Annotated in this window: 13 protein-coding genes; 8 read left to right on the top strand and 5 right to left on the bottom strand. The window is 72.1% G+C overall.

What is annotated here, in order from left to right:
- Positions 1-60: 60 nt before the first annotated feature.
- Positions 61-1,761 (bottom strand): phenylacetic acid degradation protein PaaN, encoded by a 1,701-nt coding sequence (paaN, locus tag ACFVWY_RS01175; RefSeq protein WP_389865881.1) that lies wholly within the window; start codon positions 1,759-1,761, stop codon positions 61-63.
- A 123-nt stretch (positions 1,762-1,884) separates the two neighbouring features.
- Here paaN and ACFVWY_RS01170 point away from each other — a divergent pair, with 123 nt between their 5' ends.
- Positions 1,885-2,478, top strand: a complete 594-nt coding sequence (locus ACFVWY_RS01170) for a TetR/AcrR family transcriptional regulator (protein ID WP_389865878.1) — start codon at positions 1,885-1,887, stop codon at positions 2,476-2,478.
- A 61-nt stretch (positions 2,479-2,539) separates the two neighbouring features.
- Here the strand turns inward: ACFVWY_RS01170 and ACFVWY_RS01165 are convergent, their stop codons facing one another.
- Positions 2,540-3,046 carry an Lrp/AsnC family transcriptional regulator gene (locus ACFVWY_RS01165; RefSeq protein ID WP_389865876.1) on the bottom strand — a complete coding sequence of 169 codons (507 nt, stop codon included), beginning with the start codon at positions 3,044-3,046 and terminating at the stop codon, positions 2,540-2,542.
- A 262-nt stretch (positions 3,047-3,308) separates the two neighbouring features.
- On the opposite strand from ACFVWY_RS01165, the gene pdhA reads away from it, so the two are divergent.
- The 7 genes from pdhA to ACFVWY_RS01130 all read left to right on the top strand — a co-directional run bounded on the left by pdhA (position 3,309) and on the right by ACFVWY_RS01130 (position 11,904).
- Positions 3,309-4,457, top strand: coding sequence for a pyruvate dehydrogenase (acetyl-transferring) E1 component subunit alpha (pdhA, locus tag ACFVWY_RS01160; protein ID WP_389865874.1), 1,149 nt, complete (start codon positions 3,309-3,311; stop codon positions 4,455-4,457).
- Positions 4,454-5,485, top strand: a complete 1,032-nt coding sequence (locus tag ACFVWY_RS01155; RefSeq protein WP_389865871.1) for an alpha-ketoacid dehydrogenase subunit beta — start codon at positions 4,454-4,456, stop codon at positions 5,483-5,485. The genes pdhA and ACFVWY_RS01155 overlap by 4 nt, the downstream gene beginning before the upstream one ends.
- On the top strand, positions 5,485-6,933 hold the full coding sequence (locus tag ACFVWY_RS01150; RefSeq protein WP_389865869.1) for a dihydrolipoamide acetyltransferase family protein: 1,449 nt from the start codon (positions 5,485-5,487) through the stop codon (positions 6,931-6,933). The genes ACFVWY_RS01155 and ACFVWY_RS01150 overlap by 1 nt, the downstream gene beginning before the upstream one ends.
- A gap of 144 nt (positions 6,934-7,077) precedes the next feature.
- A complete protein-coding gene (locus ACFVWY_RS01145) occupies positions 7,078-7,980 on the top strand; it encodes a DUF6457 domain-containing protein (RefSeq protein ID WP_389865866.1) in 903 nt (300 codons plus the stop codon).
- Between the two features lie 104 nt (positions 7,981-8,084).
- Positions 8,085-9,587: a molybdopterin molybdotransferase MoeA gene (locus ACFVWY_RS01140; RefSeq protein WP_389866319.1), complete on the top strand. Its 1,503-nt coding sequence runs from the start codon at positions 8,085-8,087 to the stop codon at positions 9,585-9,587.
- The gene (locus ACFVWY_RS01135; RefSeq protein ID WP_389865863.1) at positions 9,545-10,687 is read left to right on the top strand and encodes a potassium channel family protein; all 1,143 of its coding nucleotides are present in this window, start codon (positions 9,545-9,547) and stop codon (positions 10,685-10,687) included. The genes ACFVWY_RS01140 and ACFVWY_RS01135 overlap by 43 nt, the downstream gene beginning before the upstream one ends.
- A gap of 230 nt (positions 10,688-10,917) precedes the next feature.
- Positions 10,918-11,904 (top strand): NAD(P)H-quinone oxidoreductase, encoded by a 987-nt coding sequence (locus ACFVWY_RS01130; protein WP_389865861.1) that lies wholly within the window; start codon positions 10,918-10,920, stop codon positions 11,902-11,904.
- Between the two features lie 374 nt (positions 11,905-12,278).
- Here the strand turns inward: ACFVWY_RS01130 and ACFVWY_RS01125 are convergent, their stop codons facing one another.
- The 3 genes from ACFVWY_RS01125 to ACFVWY_RS01115 all read right to left on the bottom strand — a co-directional run bounded on the left by ACFVWY_RS01125 (position 12,279) and on the right by ACFVWY_RS01115 (position 16,575).
- Positions 12,279-12,827 (bottom strand): bacterial proteasome activator family protein, encoded by a 549-nt coding sequence (locus ACFVWY_RS01125; RefSeq protein WP_389865859.1) that lies wholly within the window; start codon positions 12,825-12,827, stop codon positions 12,279-12,281.
- Between the two features lie 77 nt (positions 12,828-12,904).
- A complete protein-coding gene (locus tag ACFVWY_RS01120; RefSeq protein ID WP_389865856.1) occupies positions 12,905-15,799 on the bottom strand; it encodes an FtsX-like permease family protein in 2,895 nt (964 codons plus the stop codon).
- Positions 15,796-16,575: an ABC transporter ATP-binding protein gene (locus tag ACFVWY_RS01115; RefSeq protein ID WP_389865853.1), complete on the bottom strand. Its 780-nt coding sequence runs from the start codon at positions 16,573-16,575 to the stop codon at positions 15,796-15,798. Before ACFVWY_RS01115 ends, ACFVWY_RS01120 begins: the two co-directional genes overlap by 4 nt.
- Positions 16,576-16,681 lie beyond the last annotated feature (106 nt).

Raw genomic sequence — 16,681 nt, 5'->3', positions numbered from 1 at the left:
GGGCATCCGGGGCGCGGCCGATGTCGAACGGCCGCGCCCCGGGTCGTCTGCCGGGTGTGGTCAGGCCTGGCGGCGGACCTCCACCACACGGAAGCGGTTGGAGACGAACGCTCCGTCGCACAGGGCGGCGTTCGCCGCAGGGTTCCCGCCCGAGCCGTGGAAGTCGGAGAAGGCCGCGGTCTGGTTGACGTACACCCCGCCGGTCAGGTTCAGCGACAGCTGGGCCGACTCGTCCAGGCAGACGTCCTCCACCGCGCGTTCCACCTCTGGTGAGGTGGTGTACGCGCCGACCGTCATCGCGCCCCGGTCGCGCACCGTGCGGCGCAGCAGCTCGATCGCGTCGGCCGTCGAGTCGACCGCGACCGCGAAGGCGACCGGGCCGAAGCACTCCGACAGGTAGTGCTTCTCGTCATCGGGCTTGGCGGCGTCCAGCTTGATGACGACGGGGGTGCGGACCACGGCGTCGGGGAACTCCGGGTGGGCGACCTCGCGGGAGGGCAGGGCCACCTCGCCCAGCTCCGGGGCCGCCTCCAGGCGAGTCTTCACGTCGGGGTTGACCAGGGCGCCGAGCAGCGCGTTCGCCCGGGTGTCGTCCCCCAGCAGGCCGGTGACCGCGGCGGCGATGTCGGTGACCACCTCGTCGTACGTCTTGTCGCCGGTGTCGGTGGTGATGCCGTCCCGGGGGATCAGCAGGTTCTGCGGGGTCGTGCACATCTGACCGCTGTAGAGGGAGAGGGAGAACGCCAGGTTGGACAGCATGCCCCGGTAGTCGTCCGTGGAGTCGACGACGATCGTGTTGACCCCGGCCTTCTCCGTGTAGACCTGGGCCTGGCGGGCGTGGTCCTCCAGCCAGTCGCCGAAGGCGGTGGAACCGGTGTAGTCGATGATCCTGACTTCCGGGCGGAGCGCCAGGGTCTTCGCGATGCCCTCGCCGGGCCGTTCGGCGGCCAGGGCGACGAGGTTGGGATCGAAGCCCGCCTCGGCGAGCACCTCGCGGGCCACGCGCACGGTGAGCGCGAGCGGAAGCACCGCGCGCGGGTGCGGCTTGACCAGGACGGGGTTGCCGGTCGCCAGGGAGGCGAAGAGGCCGGGATAGCCGTTCCACGTGGGGAAGGTGTTGCAGCCGATCAGGAGCGAGATGCCCCTCGGCGCCGCGGTGAACGCCTTCCGCAGATGGAGCGGGTCGCGCTTGCCCTGCGGCTTGGACCAGTCGGCGCTGCGCGGGGTGCGGGTCTGCTCCTCGTACGCGTACGTCACCGCCTCCAGGCCGCGGTCCTGGGCGTGCGGGCCGCCCGCCTGGAACGCCATCAGGAAGGCCTGGCCGCTGGTGTGCATCACGGCATGAGCGAATTCGTGGGTCCGGGCGCTGATCCGGGCGAGGATCTCCAGGCAGACCAGTGCCCTGGTCTCGGGGCCCGCCGCACGCCATGCGGGCATACCGGCCCGCATGGCGGGAAGCAGGACGTCCGCGTCGGCGTGGGGGTACTCGACGCCGAGCTCCGGTCCGTACGGGGAGACCTCGCCGCTCACCCAGCCATCGGTGCCGGGCTGGCCGAGGTCGATCCGGGTGTTCAGCACGGCGTCGAACGCGGCCTTGCCGTCGGCGGCACTCAGACTGCCGGGCGCGCCCCCCTCCCCGTACGCCTTCGGATGCTCGGGGTGCGGGGACCAGTAGCCGCGCGTACGGATCGCGTCGAGGGCCTGGTCGAGCGTGGGGCGGTGCTTCTCGGACAGCAGGTTCGGGGAGAGCTCGGCGGCCATGACGGACCAACTCCTCGTCGAGCTGGGCAGGAACGGGCGGACAGAGTTAGAGTAACCGAACGATCGGTCGGGACAAGGGGGCCCGCCAAACCTGTGGACAACTCGTAGGGGAGGATCGCGGACATGACCACGGCCAAGCGGGACACGTACACCCCGGAGACCCTGCTCACCGTTGCTGTCCGTGTCTTCAACGAGCGCGGCTACGACGGGACGTCCATGGAGCACCTGTCCCGGGCGGCGGGGATCTCCAAGTCGTCCATCTACCACCATGTCGCGGGCAAGGAAGAGCTGCTGCGCCGCGCGGTCAGCCGGGCGCTCGACGGGCTCTTCGCGATTCTCGACGAGCCGGGGGCCGTGCAGGGGCGGGCGATCAAGCGGGTCGAGTACGTCACCCGTCGCACCGTCGACGTGCTGATAGGCGAACTGCCCTACGTCACGCTGCTGCTGCGGGTGCGGGGCAACACGAAGACGGAGCGCTGGGCCATGGAGCGGCGGCGCGAGTTCGACCAGCGGGTGGCCGATCTGCTCAAGGCCGCCGTCGCGGACGGTGACCTCCGCTCCGACGTGGACATACGGCTGGTGACGCGGCTGCTCTTCGGCATGGTCAACTCGCTGGTGGAGTGGTACCGGCCGCTGCCCGACGGCGGGGTCGACGGGGAAATGGTCGCGGACACGCTCGTGCGGGTGGCCTTCGAAGGGGTGCGGGCCAGCCGCTGAGCCGCCGGACGATGGTGGTGGTCCGGGCGGCTGATGCGGCTGGTGCGGGCCGGTGCGGTTCTCAGTCGAGTTCGGCGCGCCTGGCCGGGCCCGGGGTCAGGTCCGTCTCCTCGAACACCAGGATCGTCCGGGTGGAGAGCACCTCCGGGATGGCCTGGATCTTCGTCAGGACCAGTTCGCGCAGGGTCCTGTTGTCCGGGGTGTGCACCAGCAGCAGGACATCGAAGTCGCCGCTGACCAATGCGATATGTGTGGCCCCGGGCAGCGCCTGGAGCTCCTCGCGCACCGTGCGCCAGGAGTTCTGGACGATCTTGAGCGTGATGTACGCGGACGCCCCCTGTCCGGCCCGCTCGTGGTCCACCCGCGCGCCGAAGCCGCGGATCACCCCGTCGTCGATGAGCCGGTTGATCCGGGCGTAGGCGTTGGCCCGGGAGACATGGACGCGGTCGGCCACCGACCGTATCGAGGCGCGGCCATCCGTCTGGAGCAATCGCAGGATGTCGCGGTCGATGGCGTCGAGCGGGCGCGCGGGCGGCATCCGGTCCGGGGGCTCACTCCCCTCAGCCATTTGTTCAGCTGACATGTACTCCCGCCTCCCTGTCCTGGACGACCTGCCTCTATCCCAGGCTGCGGAGAACCGTTTGTCCACAGGCTGAGGGTGCCTGTAGCCAAAATGCGTTCACGACCGAACAATCGGTAGGTGAGGCGGGCCACAGCCGTGCCTCGGACAGCGCTCGACATTTCGGTGCTTTTCGACACCCCAGGCATCGGACGATCCCTGATGCCGACCGATGCCGCTCGAAACCCCTCGATGCCAGGAGGTGCTTGTCATGACGGTCCAAGAGCTGCCCGGCGCGGCCGCGTACCGGCCCACGCCGCCCCCGGCCTGGAAGCCGCTCACCGATCCCGCGCCGCTGCTCCCGGACCCCGAGCCGTACCGCGTGCTCGGTACGGACGCCGCGGCCGACGCCGATCCGGAGCTGCTGCTGCGGCTGTACGCGGAGCTGGTCCGAGGCCGGAGGTACAACGCGCAGGCCACTGCCCTCACGAAGCAGGGGCGGCTTGCCGTCTACCCGTCGAGCACTGGGCAGGAGGCCTGCGAGATAGCGGCCGCGCTGGTGCTGGAGGAGCGGGACTGGCTCTTCCCCAGTTACCGGGACACGCTCGCGGCGGTGGCGCGCGGAATGGATCCGGTCGAGGCGCTGACGCTGCTGCGCGGTGACCGGCACACCGGTTACGACCCGCGTGAGCATCGTGTCGCACCACTCTGCACCCCGCTCGCCACCCAGTTGCCGCACGCCGTCGGGCTGGCGCACGCGGCGCGTCTGAAGGGCGACGACGTGGTGGCGCTCGCCATGGTCGGGGACGGCGGGACCAGCGAGGGCGATTTCCACGAAGCGCTGAATTTCGCGGCCGTCTGGCGTGCCCCGGTCGTCTTCCTCGTACAGAACAACGGCTTCGCGATCTCCGTCCCGCTGGCGAAGCAGACCGCCGCACCGTCCCTGGCGCACAAGGCCGTGGGGTACGGGATGCCGGGGCGGCTGGTCGACGGGAACGACGCGGCCGCGGTGCACCAGGTCCTCGCCGAGGCGGTGGCGCGGGCCCGCCGCGGCGGCGGGCCGACGCTGGTGGAGGCGGTGACCTATCGCATGGACGCCCACACGAACGCCGACGACGCGACCCGTTACCGCGCCGACAGCGACGTGGAGATCTGGCGGGCGCACGACCCGATCCGGCTGCTGGAGCGGGAGCTGACCGGGCGCGGGCTGCTCGGCGACGACGTGATCGAGGAGGCGCGCGAGGCCGCCGAGCGGATGGCGGCGGCGCTGCGTGAGCGGATGAACGCTGATCCGGTGCTGGAGCCGATGGATCTGTTCGCCCATGTCTACGCGGAGCGGACCAGCCAGCTCCGCGAGCAGGCGGACCTGTTGCGGGCCGAACTGGAAGCCGGGCAGGACGATGTGGAGGAGAGGCGATGACCACCGCAGCGGTGACGGCCGGGCAGCGGACCGCCAGGGCCAAGCCCGCCACGATGGCGCAGGCGCTCGGGCGGGCGCTGCGCGACTCGATGGCCGAGGACCCGACGGTGCACGTCCTCGGTGAGGACGTCGGCACGCTGGGCGGGGTATTCCGGATCACCGACGGCCTGGCGAAGGAGTTCGGCGAGGACCGGTGCACGGACACCCCGCTGGCCGAGTCGGGCATTCTCGGGGCGGCCGTGGGCATGGCGATGTACGGGCTGCGTCCCGTGGTGGAGATGCAGTTCGACGCCTTCGCCTATCCGTCGTTCGAGCAGTTGGTGAGCCATGTCGCGAAGATGCGGAACCGGACGGCCGGCGCGATGCCGCTGCCGATCACGATCCGGGTGCCGTACGGCGGCGGGATCGGTGGGGTCGAGCACCACAGTGACTCCTCGGAGGCGTACTACATGGCGACGCCCGGCCTCCATGTCGTCACCCCGGCCACGGTCGAGGACGCGTACGGGCTGCTGAGGGCCTCGATCGCGTCCGATGATCCGGTGGTGTTCCTGGAGCCGAAGCGGCTCTACTGGGCGAAGGCGGACTGGTCTCCCGAAGCGCCGGCGTCCGTGGAGCCGATCGGCCGTGCCGTGGTCCGCAGGCCGGGGCGCGGTGCCACGCTGATCACATACGGTCCGTCGTTGCCGGTCTGCATGGAGGCGGCGGAGGCGGCCGTCGAGGAGGGCTGGGATCTGGAGGTCGTGGACCTGCGCTCGCTGGTGCCGTTCGACGACGAGACCGTCACGGCGTCCGTGCGGCGTACGGGGCGGGCGGTCGTCGTGCACGAGTCCTCCGCCTTCGGCGGACCGGGCGGCGAGATCGCGGCCCGGATCACGGAGCGGTGCTTCCACCACCTGGAGGCGCCGGTGCTGCGGGTCGCCGGGTTCGACATCCCCTATCCGCCGCCGATGCAGGAGAAGCACCATCTTCCGGGTGTGGACCGGGTACTGGACGCGGTCGCCCGCTTGCAGTGGGAGGCGGAGAGCTGATGGCCCAGGTATGCGAATTCAGGCTGCCGGACCTCGGTGAGGGGCTCACCGAGGCGGAGATCGTGCGCTGGCTGGTGGAGGTCGGCGATGTCGTCGCCATCGATCAGCCGGTCGTCGAGGTCGAGACGGCCAAGGCGATGGTGGAGGTGCCGTGCCCGTACGGGGGCGTGGTGACCGCGCGGTTCGGCGAGGAGGGATCGGAACTCCCGGTCGGCGCGCCGCTGCTGACGGTCGCGGTGGGGGAGGACGCGGGGCCGGGCGTGGCGCCGGGGGCTGCGGGCGGTGCCGGTGCTCGTGCCGGGGCAGGTTCCGGTTCTGGTGCTGGGGGCGGGGCAGGGGACGGTTCCGGGGCGGAGACGTCCGGGAACGTTCTGGTCGGGTACGGGACGGGTGCGCCGGTGGCGCGGCGTCGCCGGGTCCGCCCCGCCGCCGTGTCGGTGGCGGCCGCTTCCGCAGGGAAGCCTGGGGCCGCGGTGCCGGAGCCGGTCCTTGCTCCTGTGCCGGATGTGGTGCCGGGGCCGGTGGCGGTTGTCTCGCCGTTGGTGCGCAAGCAGGCCCGGCAGCACGGTCTGGATCTGCGGCAGCTGACGGGTTCCGGTCCGGACGGGCTGATCCTGCGGGCCGATGTCGATGCCGCGATCAGGGCCCGGGGCGAGGCGGCGGCCGCGTCGGCGGACCGGTCGGCGGTCACGTCCCCGGCGGCCGTGGCTGCCCCGGCGAGGGTGGCCGGGGCGGGGGCCGGGCAGGAGGCGCAGCGGATCGCGCTGCGCGGGGTGCGGGGAGCGGTCGCCGACAAGCTGGCGCGCAGCCGACGGGAGATCCCCGATGCCACGTGCTGGGTCGATGCCGATGCCACCGAGCTGATGGCGGTCCGGGCGGCGATGAACGGCGCGGTTGGTCCGGCCGCCGGTCCCAAGGTGTCGGTGCTGGCCCTGCTGGCCCGTATCTGTACGGCCGCGCTGGCCCGGTTCCCCGAGCTCAACTCCACGGTGGACCTGGAGGCGCGGGAGATCGTGTGCCTGCCCGAAGTCCATCTCGGGTTCGCGGCGCAGACCGAGCGCGGCCTGGTCGTCCCCGTCGTGCGGGACGCGCACGCCAGAAACGCCGAGTCGATCGGTGCGGAGATCGCCCGGTTGACCGAGGCGGCGCGGGCCGGGCGGCTGACCCCGGCCGAGCTGACGGGCGGCACGTTCACGCTGAACAACTACGGGGTGTTCGGTGTCGACGGGTCGACCCCGATCATCAATCACCCCGAGGCGGCGATGCTGGGCGTCGGCCGGATCATGCCGAAGCCCTGGGTGCACCAGGGGGAGCTGGCCGTGCGCCAGGTGGTCCAGCTCTCGCTGACCTTCGACCACCGGGTCTGCGACGGGGGCACGGCGGGCGGCTTCCTGCGGTACGTGGCCGACTGTGTGGAGCAACCGGCGGTGCTGCTGCGCACGTTGTAGCCGAGCCGCGGCCGAGCGGGGCCGTGGGCGGCGGAGCGGGCCGAGCGGGGCCGTGGGCGGCGGAGCGTGGCGATCGTGGCCGTGGCCCCGTCTTCCGGACGACCGGGAGGAGTCGCGGGGCCCACGGCCCGCATACTCGGAGGCATGACCGCGTATGACGCCATCGTCCTGGCCGGTGGGGCCGCCAAGCGGCTCGGCGGCGCCGACAAGCCCGGAATCCGGGTCGGCGGCCGTGCCCTGCTCGACCGGGTGCTCACGGCCTGCGCCGACGCCTCGACGACCGTGGTGGTGGGCGGGCGTCGGCCCACTGTGCGGCCGGTGGACTGGGCGTACGAAGAGCCCCGTGGCGGCGGGCCGTTGGCGGCGCTCGGCGCGGGGGTCCGGCGGACCACGGCGGACCGGCTCCTGGTGCTCTCCGCCGACCTGCCGTTTATCGGGCCGGGCGCGGTCGGGGCGCTTCTCTCGGCCGTACAGAACGGGCTGGGAGACGGGCTGCGGGAGGAGCGGTGGGAGGAGCGGAGGGAAGGGGCTCTGTGCGTGGATCAGCAGGGCCGGGACCAGCCGCTCGTCGCGGTCTACCGATCCGAACCGCTCCGCCGTGAACTCGCGTTGCTCGCCGCCGAGCACGGTGGCCTGTACGGACTTCCCCTGCGCCTGCTGACGCGGGAGCTGGACCTTGCCCGGGTGGTGGTCGACCCTCTCGCCTCCTTCGACTGCGACACCTGGGACGACATCGCGGCGGCCCGGAGCCGTATCAGAGAGCATGGGTCCGTGCTGGATGAATGGATCACCGCAGTCAAGAACGAACTCGGTATCGAACTCGACGTCGACACTGACCTCCTGCTCGACCTGGCCCGGGACGCCGCCCACGGTGTCGCCCGCCCCGCCGCGCCGCTGACGACCTTCCTGGTCGGGTACGCGGCGGCCAAGGCGGCCGGGGAGGCCGTCGGTGCGGGCGCCGGCGATGGCGCCACGGCGGTGGCCGAGGCCGCCCGGAAGGCCGCCGCGCTCGCCCTTCGCTGGGCGGACGAGAACGAGCCGCGGTGACCGGCTCCGGCGGTGCGGCTGATGTGTGCTCGGGCGGCGGCTCGTCCTGCGTCGGCAAGGCGGGTTCGGACCCCGGTACGCGGGAGGCCGAGACGGAGCGGGCCGTGGAGCAGGCCCTCGCGCTGGTCGGCCGTCGGCCGTCCGACGAGCCCCGCCCTGGGGACCAGCCCCCTGCCGCCGGACAGTCGCAGGGCCGTAGGGCCGGGTCCTGGCCGCAGGCCCGTGCGCTCGCGGCGCGGGCGGGGCGTGCCACCAAGGCCCGGTCCGTGCGGGTGCCGCTCGACCGGTCACTCGGCCACGTACTCGCCGAGCCGCTCATCGCGCTCACGGACCTGCCGTCCTTCGACACCTCCGCCATGGACGGGTGGGTCGTCTCGGGACCGGGGCCCTGGCATATCCACGAGACCAGGCGCGAGGCCGGGCGCGAGGCCGGTTACGAGGCCGCGGCTGGACGCGAGGCCGGGACCACGGCCGGGACGAAGGCCGGGACGAAGGCCGGGACGAAGAGCGACGCCGGGCGCAGGAACAACGGCGCGGGCATCCTCGCCGGGCAAGGCGCGTCCCCCGAGCTGCCCGACGGGGCCGCTGTTCGGATCGCCACGGGTGCCCGTATCCCGCCCAACGCCAACGCCGTGATCCGCAGCGAACACGCCCGCGTCGACGGGGCCGCGGGTCTGCTCCACGCGGAGCGGCGAGTGCTGCCCGGCCAGGACATCAGACCCCGAGGCCAGGAATGCCGGTCGAGCGACCTGCTCATGCCCGCCGGAGCGCTGATGACGCCCGCCGTGCTCGGCCTGGCCGCAGCGGCCGGGTACGACACGCTCGCGGTGGTGCCGCGTCCGCGCGTCGACGTCCTGGTGCTCGGCGACGAACTGCTGACCGGTGGCCTGCCGCACGACGGGCTGATCCGTGACGCGCTCGGCCCGATGCTCGGCCCCTGGCTGCGTGCCCTGGGCGCCGAGGTATCGGCTCCGCAGCGCCTCGGGGACGATGCGGCAGCCCTGCGCCATGCCCTCACGACGTCCGACGCTGATCTGGTGATCACCACGGGCGGTACGGCCGCGGGGCCCGTCGACCATGTCCACCCCGTCCTTGCCGAGGTCGGCGCCGAGCTGCTGGTGGACGGGGTCGCGGTACGGCCGGGCCACCCGATGCTGCTGGCCCGGCTGGGGAGGGAAGACGCGGCGGACCGGGCCGGGGGCGGGTATGTCGTCGGGCTGCCGGGCAACCCCCTGGCCGCTGTCTCCGGGCTCCTCACCCTGGCCGAGCCCCTGCTGCGCGGGCTGGCGGGCCGGGCGCCGGAGCCGCCATACCGGATCGCCCTCAGCGAGGACGTGCAGGGGCACCCGCACGACACTCGCCTGGTGCCCGTCGTCCACCGCACGGGCGGCCCGGGAGCAAGGGCAGGAACAGACGCTGGAACCGGGGGCGGTGTCGAGTACGTCGTACCGCTGCGCTACAACGGTCCGGCGATGCTTCGTGGTATCGCCGCGGCCGATGGACTGGCCGTCGTACCGCCGGGCGGGGTACGGTCCGGCACCGAAGTGGAGATCCTCGATCTCCCGTGGGCCTCGGCGATGCCGTGGACGGAAGGGTGTTTCACGTGAAACTTCCCGGCCACGATGCGATGGCCAGGCACGCGGACGAGCATGTCGTACCCACTCGGGTGCTGCTCCCGCGCAGAGTGGTGGACGGACCGGCGCGGCAGGTCGCCAAGCGGCTGCTGATGGCGCTTATGGTCCTTGCTGCCACGGTGCTGATCGTCTGGCTGGACCGGGGCGGGTACCACGATGCCGCCGACGACAACGTGGACCTGCTGGACGCGGTGTACTACGCCACGGTCACCCTCTCCACCACCGGCTACGGTGACATCACCCCGTACGGGGACGGCGCCCGGTTCACCAACGTGGTGCTCGTGACGCCACTGCGGGTGCTCTTCCTGATCATCCTGGTCGGCACCACCCTTGAGGTCCTCACGGAACGGACCCGGGAGGACTTCCGGCTGAAGCGTTGGAGAACCAACTTGCGTGAGCACACCGTCGTCGTCGGGTTCGGCACGAAGGGCCGCTCGGCCATCCAGACCCTGCGTGCCACCGGCCTGAAGAAGGAACAGATCGTCGTCGTCGACCCGGCGACCAAGGTGATCGAGATGGCCAACGCCGAAGGGTTCGTCGGTGTGGTCGGGGACGCGACGCGCAGCGAGGTGCTCCTGCGGGCCGAGCTCCAGAAGGCGCGTCAGATCATCATCGCGACACAGCGCGACGACACCGCGGTGCTGGTGGCGCTGACGGCCCGGCAGCTCAACCGCGGGGCGAAGATCGTCGCGGCGGTGCGCGAGGAGGAGAACGCCCCGTTGCTCCGGCAGTCGGGCGCCGACGCGGTGATCACCAGTGCCAGTGCGGCGGGCCGGCTGCTGGGCCTGTCCGTGCTCAGCCCGAGTGCGGGCACGGTGATGGAAGACCTGATCCAGCAGGGCAGTGGGCTCGATCTCGTCGAACGGCCGGTGATAAAGGCCGAGGTGGGCAAGAGCGTGCGGGAGACCGACGATCTCGTGGTCAGTGTTCTGCGCGGGCACCGGCTGCTGGGTTACGACGATCCGACGGCCAGCCCCCTCCAGCTGACGGACCGCTTGATCACCATCGTCCGCGCCTCGAACGATACGCCGCCGGGCCCCCTTCCCAAGGTCGCACCGCGCCCGCTCGACTGACCTGCTGACCAGCGAGGCTTGCTGATCCGCTGGCTTCGCTGACCTGTTGACCTGCGAGGCTTGCTGTCTGCTGTCTGCTGTCTGCTGACCTGCTGACCTGCTGACCTGCTGGTTTCGCTGGCCCGCTGGCTTCGCTGGTCGGCTGGTCTACCGACTTCACCGACTTCGCCAGCCCTGCCGACTCCACCGACTCCACCGACTCGGCAGGGGCACGGAGTAGCCTCGCCGCCATGTATGCGATCACGATCCCTGAACCCGGTGGCCCCGAGGCGCTCGTCTGGACCGAGGTGCCCGATCCGGTGGCTGGTGAGGGCGAGGTCCTTGTCGATGTGGCCGCCAGCGCGGTCAACCGCGCGGACGTGCTGCAGCGGCAGGGGTTCTACAACCCGCCGCCCGGTGCCTCCCCGTACCCCGGACTGGAATGCGCGGGGCGCATCTCGGCGGTCGGTCCCGGCGTCACCGGCTGGGCGGTCGGCGACGAGGTGTGCGCGCTCCTCGCGGGTGGCGGATACGCGGAGAAGGTCGCCGTGCCCACCGGGCAGTTGCTCCCGGTGCCGGACGGTATCGAACCGGCTCTGGCGGCGGCGCTGCCCGAGGTGACGGCCACGGTCTGGTCCAACGTCTTCATGGTGGCCCATCTGCGTCCCGGCGAGACGCTGCTGGTGCACGGCGGGTCCAGCGGCATCGGCACGATGGCGATCCAGCTCGCCAAGGCCGTGGGCGCGCGGGTCGCGGTCACGGCCGGGGGGCCCGAGAAGCTGGCGCGCTGCGCCGAGCTGGGGGCCGACATCCTGATCGACTACCGGCAGCAGGACTTCGTCGAGGAGATCCGCCGGGCGACCGACGGCGCCGGGGCGGACGTCATCCTCGACATCGTCGGCGCGAAGTATCTGGACCGGAACGTGCAGGCGCTCGCCGTCAACGGCAGGCTGGCCGTCATCGGCCTCCAGGGCGGCGTCAAGGGCGAGCTGAATCTGGGCGTGCTGCTGAACAAGCGGGCCGCCGTCACCGCGACCTCGCTGCGCGGCCGTCCGCTCGCCGAGAAGACGGCCATCATCGCCGCGGTGCGTGAGCATGTCTGGCCGCTGATCGCGAGCGGTGTCGTACGGCCGGTCGTGGACCGTACGCTGCCGATGCCCGACGCCGCCGAGGCGCATCGGGTGCTGGAGTCCAGCGCGCACATCGGGAAGGTCCTGCTCCAGGTCCCGACGCGTTGAGGCTGCCGTTGCGGTGAGGACGCCGATGTGTCGAGGGCGTCGGCGTGCCGACGTGCCGAAGACGTCGACGTGCCAACGTGCTGAGGAGTCGATGCGTTGAGGCTCCGAGGGGCTGGGGGCTCCGAGGGCTGAGGGCTCTGGCGGAACGGGGACTTCGCCGGGATGAGAACGCCGAGGGGCTGACGGAGCTCCGTAGCCCGGTAGCCCGGTAGCCCGGTAGCCCGGAAGTCCGGTAGCCCCGTGAGCCCCGTGGCCCCGTGGCCCCGTGGCCCTCATGCGCGAAGGCCCGGCACACCGGTCGTGGACCAGGTGTGCCGGGCCTCATGCGGTTCCGTTCCGTGGGTACGGACGGACGAAGCGGCTCGACGGTCGGATCAGAGGTACGGGCCCGTCCGGACCGGCCCGTGCGGGTCGGGGCCGCCGTCCTCGTCCTCGTGGATGCTCCCCGGCGGAAGGGCGCGTCGCATCTGCTCCAGCTGGGCACGGGCCGCCATCTGCTGGGCGAACAGGGTCGTCTGGATGCCGTGGAAGAGGCCCTCCAGCCAGCCCACCAACTGGGCCTGCGCGATCCGCAGTTCCGCCTCGGAGGGAACCGAGTCGTCGGTGAACGGCAGGGAGAGCCGCTCCAGCTCCTCCACCAGTTCCGGTGCGAGGCCGTCCTCCAGCTCCTTCACGGAACCGGCGTGGATCTCCTTCAGCCTGACCCGGCTCGCCTCGTCGAGAGGAGCCGCCCTGACCTCTTCGAGGAGCTGCTTGATCATGCTGCCGATGCGCATGACCTTCGCGGGCTGTTCGACCATCTCCGTCACCGGGACCTCGCGCGATTCGTCGTTCGTGCCACCGCCGCCGATCGCCATGCCGTCCTGCCCCACCACGAGGACTTGGGGGTGCTCCTGCGACCGTTCATTCCTCGGCATCTCCATGGCGCCATTGTCTCGCACACCTCCTGTACGACACTGTGGTGCCCCCGCAAACGGCTGATCCACCCTTTCCCCTACGGTCATCCGGCCCGCCGGGCCGATGTGAGGCGCGAACGGGTGAACGCCGCGGCGAGCAGCCCGGCCAGCAGCGGAACCACGACGACGATCACGCCGAGGGTGCCCCAGGGCAGCACGATCGGTGTGTACGCCGACTCCATGGGGAACTGGCGCATCGCAGCCAGCGCGTCGCCCAGATCGACCAGCCGCAGTGCCACCGCGGGCACCACACCCGCCAGCGTGCCGAGCACCACCCCGGTGAGCGCCACCACGAGGCACTGGAAGCCGGACAGCCGCCGCCGTACGCCGGGGGGCGCGCCCACCGCGCTGAGCGTGCTGAGGTCGGCTTCCGCGTCCGCCTTCGCGAGTCCGGTGGCGATCGCCGCCGCACCCAGGGTCACCACCCCGGCGAACAACGTGAGGATCAGCAGCTTGGCGTCGGCCGTACGGAGCGGGCCCGATTCGGCCTGGACCCAGATGCCGCCGCCCGCCTGGTCGATCACGGCGCGCGTCCGCTGGTTCTCGGCGGATGTCGGGGCGTGGGCGGCGGTGTAGACGCTTCCGGCGGGCGCGGAGTGCAGACCGAGCCGGTCCGCGGTGCGCTGCGGCATGATCATGGTGACACCGGGGGTGGCCGCGTACTTCGCGGGCGCCACGTACACCTTGATCCGGTCCGTGGTGGTCCGGGGCTTGCCCGGATGCAGGGCCCGGTTCTCCTTGTCCCGGTCGCTGTACTGGTGCACGGCCTTGAGGGTGACCTCGCCGCTCTTCGCGTACGCCTGGTTGAGCAGCACCGGAGTGCCCGCTGCCAGGGCCTTGGCGGCGGCGGGGTCGTCGAGCTTCGCGTGGACGCCGAGCAGGGCCGCGTCCCCGACGACGATGCTGCTGGTGTTGGAGCTGAACAGGGTCACCGGCGAACGAAGCGCCAGGCAGGCCGGGGACCGCATCAGTTTCTTGTGCGCGTCGGCGGAGAGGCGGGCGGCGAGTTCCGCGGAACCCTTGCCGGTGAGCGGGCAGGCGTGGCCCTTGCCGGAGGGCGTGACCAGTTCCAGTGAGCCGCAGCCGGCTTCCTCGTCGCCGTAGAGGTTGCAGTCGCTGCCCGCCCAGACGCGCTGGTAGTCGGCGCGCCTGCCGGTGACGGCCAGGTTCCGTTCGACGGCTGTCCGTGCCTGCGGAAGCCGGTCGATGATGTCGGCCTCGGTGGAGTAGGCGGCGGAGAGGACGATGGTGCCCTCTGCCATCGTGGGGACGTAGTCGAACTCCTGCTCGGCCGCGGAGCTGGACATGTACGTCGCGATGGCCACCGAACCCGCGACGGCCGCCATCACGGCCGCGACCGCCGGAGCCGTTCGGCCCCGGTTGCGGGCCGCGTCGCGCAGCGCCATCCGGGGCGAGAGCGGCAGCCTGCGGCCGAGTCGGCCGAGGAGGCCGACGAGCACCGGGATGCAGGCGAGCAGCCCGAGTTCGGCGGTCACCGAACCGCCGGCGATCAGCGTCGCATTGCCGCTGGTGCCGCCGTAGAGGGCGACAGCGGTGCCGAGGACCAGGACGCAGCAGCCCAGCACCGGCAGGACCCGGGAGGAACGGCGGACTCCGCGGCGGCCGGTGAGCGATTCGAGTACGGGCCTCCGGCTGGCCGCGATCGCCGGGGCGCATGCCGCGAGAAGGCCGGTGACCAGGCCGAGCGCCGCGATCGCCAGCAGCTCCGTCGGCCGCAGGTCGAGGGAGACGAAGCGGCGTCCGGCCCACTCCTCGATCATCGGGCGGAACACGGTGGTGAGCCCGATCCCGGCCACCACACCGGACACCGCCCCGGCCCCGCCGAGCACCAGACCGCCACTGAGCACGACGGCCCGGACATGGCGCCGGTCCCCGCCGCAGGTGCCGAGGAGCCCGAGCTGGCGGCGCGAGCGACGTGCGCCGACCGCGAAGGCGGGCCCGGCGAGCAGCACGACCTCCAGGACCGTCATGGCGAGCACGGTGACGAGCGCGATGCTCAGTTCTTCGGAGGGGTCGCCGTACGAGGGCCTGCCCTTCCGGGCCAGCGGGACCTCGGAGTCCGGCGGCGGGTCGAGCACGACCTGGCGGGACGTGACGAGGATGCCCGACTCATTGGCCCGCAGGATGTCCGGCCAGGTCACCCCCGCCCCTTCGGGGCTCTTGACCAGCCAGTCCTTGGGGCGCGTGTTCGGCGGCAGCACCTTCTTGTCGCGCGCGGCCGCGGCCTGCCAGGGGGCGATGACCGCTCCGGGATCGGCGTACAGCACCTCGGTCCCCAGCGCTGCCGGTTCCTCGACCACCCCGGTGATCCGGTACGTCCGGCCGGAGTTGCGGACGGTGGTGCTTGAGCCGATGTCCAGGCCGGTCGCCTTCAGGAACGGCTCGGTGGCGGCCATCTCGCCCGTACCGTGCGGGTAGTCGCCGCGTACGAGGTCGATCATGCCGCGGACCAGCGCGTCGGAGGTCCGGATCTCGCGGATGTCGGTGCTGGTGACGCCGTACTTGGTGGTGACGTCCGCGGGAGCGGACTGCATGCTGATGGCCCGCGCGTCCTTGGGCAGTGAGGCGCTGATGTCGGCTGCCGGTTCCGGCTCCGGTTCCTGGCCCGGTTCCGGCCTCGACCCCGATCCCGTTTCCGGGGGGTCTTCCTCGACCCGCTCGTACATGTTGCCGTCCGGCAACTGCTCGATGGCGCCGCCGATCTGCTGGTCGCTGAAGCGGGCGTCGGCGGCGCCCATGTCCGCCGTCAGCTTCTCGGCCGTGGTCGGTTCCGTGCTGCGGTACGTCACGTCGAGCGCGGTGACGCCCAGTACCGGCAGGGCGATCATCGCGATCACCAGCGCACTGCGGCCCTTGGCGCGCAGAGCGTCGCGCCGGGCTATCCGGAGGGCCGCGGGCCAGCCCGCGAAGACGTTCACCCGGCGGCCCCGGCGCGCAGCAGCGAGTCGGCGCCGGTGGTGCGTGACTGGTCGACGATCATGCCGTCCCGGAGGAACACGACCCGGTCGGCCCAGGCCGCGTACCGGGGCTCGTGCGTCACCATCACCCCGGCCGCGCCCTGGTCACAGCGGTTGCGGAGCAGCGCGAGCACCGCCTCGCCGGTCTCGGAGTCGAGGGCTCCGGTCGGTTCGTCGGCGAGTACCAGCCGCCGGTCCCCCACCAGCGCGCGGGCGATCGCGACGCGTTGCTGCTGCCCGCCGGACATCTCGTCGGGGAACCGGTCGGCGATCTCCAGCAGCCGCATCTCCTCCAGCGTCGCCCGCGCCTCCTTACGGGCCTTGCGCACGGGGACGCCGTCGAGCTCACGCGGCAGGGCGACGTTCTCGGCGGCCGTGAGGGCGGGGATGAGGTTGTAGTCCTGGAAGACGTAGCCGACGCTGCGGCGGCGCAGGGCGGCGACGCCCTTGCGGCCGAGGGCGGCGATGTCCTGGCCCTCGATGACGACCTGGCCGCTGGTCGCGGTGTCGAGGCCGCCCGCGATGGTCAGCAGGGTCGACTTGCCGGAGCCCGAGGGGCCCATCACGGCGACGAGTTCACCGGCGTGGACGCGGAGGTCGATGCCGCGCAGGGCGTGCACCTCGGCGATGCCGGAGCCGTGGACGCGGGTGAGCGCCCGGAGTTCGAGCACCGGATCTTCGGCCGGTGGCGGCGGCCCGGCGGGCGTCGCGGCCTGGGACGGGACGTGCGAGGACATGGTGAGCGGTTCCCCCCTAGGAACGGGTGAGGCGTGTGGTGTGTGGTGTGCGTGGTGCGTGCTTGTGCACGGCGATACGGCGATGTGGCGTTACGGCGCTACCGGG

The organism is Streptomyces sp. NPDC058195 (genome assembly GCF_042883525.1).
GTDB lineage: Bacteria > Actinomycetota > Actinomycetes > Streptomycetales > Streptomycetaceae > Streptomyces.
This window is presented reverse-complemented; position numbering and strand designations above follow the sequence as displayed.

Excerpts from the sequence above, each read along its gene's own strand:
- paaN (WP_389865881.1), bottom strand. The coding sequence starts at position 1,761 with ATGGCCGCCGAGCTCTCCCCGAACCTGCTGTCCGAGAAGCACCGCCCC.
- ACFVWY_RS01170 (WP_389865878.1), top strand. The coding sequence starts at position 1,885 with ATGACCACGGCCAAGCGGGACACGTACACCCCGGAGACCCTGCTCACC.
- ACFVWY_RS01165 (WP_389865876.1), bottom strand. The coding sequence starts at position 3,046 with ATGGCTGAGGGGAGTGAGCCCCCGGACCGGATGCCGCCCGCGCGCCCG.
- pdhA (WP_389865874.1), top strand. The coding sequence starts at position 3,309 with ATGACGGTCCAAGAGCTGCCCGGCGCGGCCGCGTACCGGCCCACGCCG.
- ACFVWY_RS01155 (WP_389865871.1), top strand. The coding sequence starts at position 4,454 with ATGACCACCGCAGCGGTGACGGCCGGGCAGCGGACCGCCAGGGCCAAG.
- ACFVWY_RS01150 (WP_389865869.1), top strand. The coding sequence starts at position 5,485 with ATGGCCCAGGTATGCGAATTCAGGCTGCCGGACCTCGGTGAGGGGCTC.
- ACFVWY_RS01145 (WP_389865866.1), top strand. The coding sequence starts at position 7,078 with ATGACCGCGTATGACGCCATCGTCCTGGCCGGTGGGGCCGCCAAGCGG.
- ACFVWY_RS01130 (WP_389865861.1), top strand. The coding sequence starts at position 10,918 with ATGTATGCGATCACGATCCCTGAACCCGGTGGCCCCGAGGCGCTCGTC.
- ACFVWY_RS01125 (WP_389865859.1), bottom strand. The coding sequence starts at position 12,827 with ATGGAGATGCCGAGGAATGAACGGTCGCAGGAGCACCCCCAAGTCCTC.
- ACFVWY_RS01115 (WP_389865853.1), bottom strand. The coding sequence starts at position 16,575 with ATGTCCTCGCACGTCCCGTCCCAGGCCGCGACGCCCGCCGGGCCGCCG.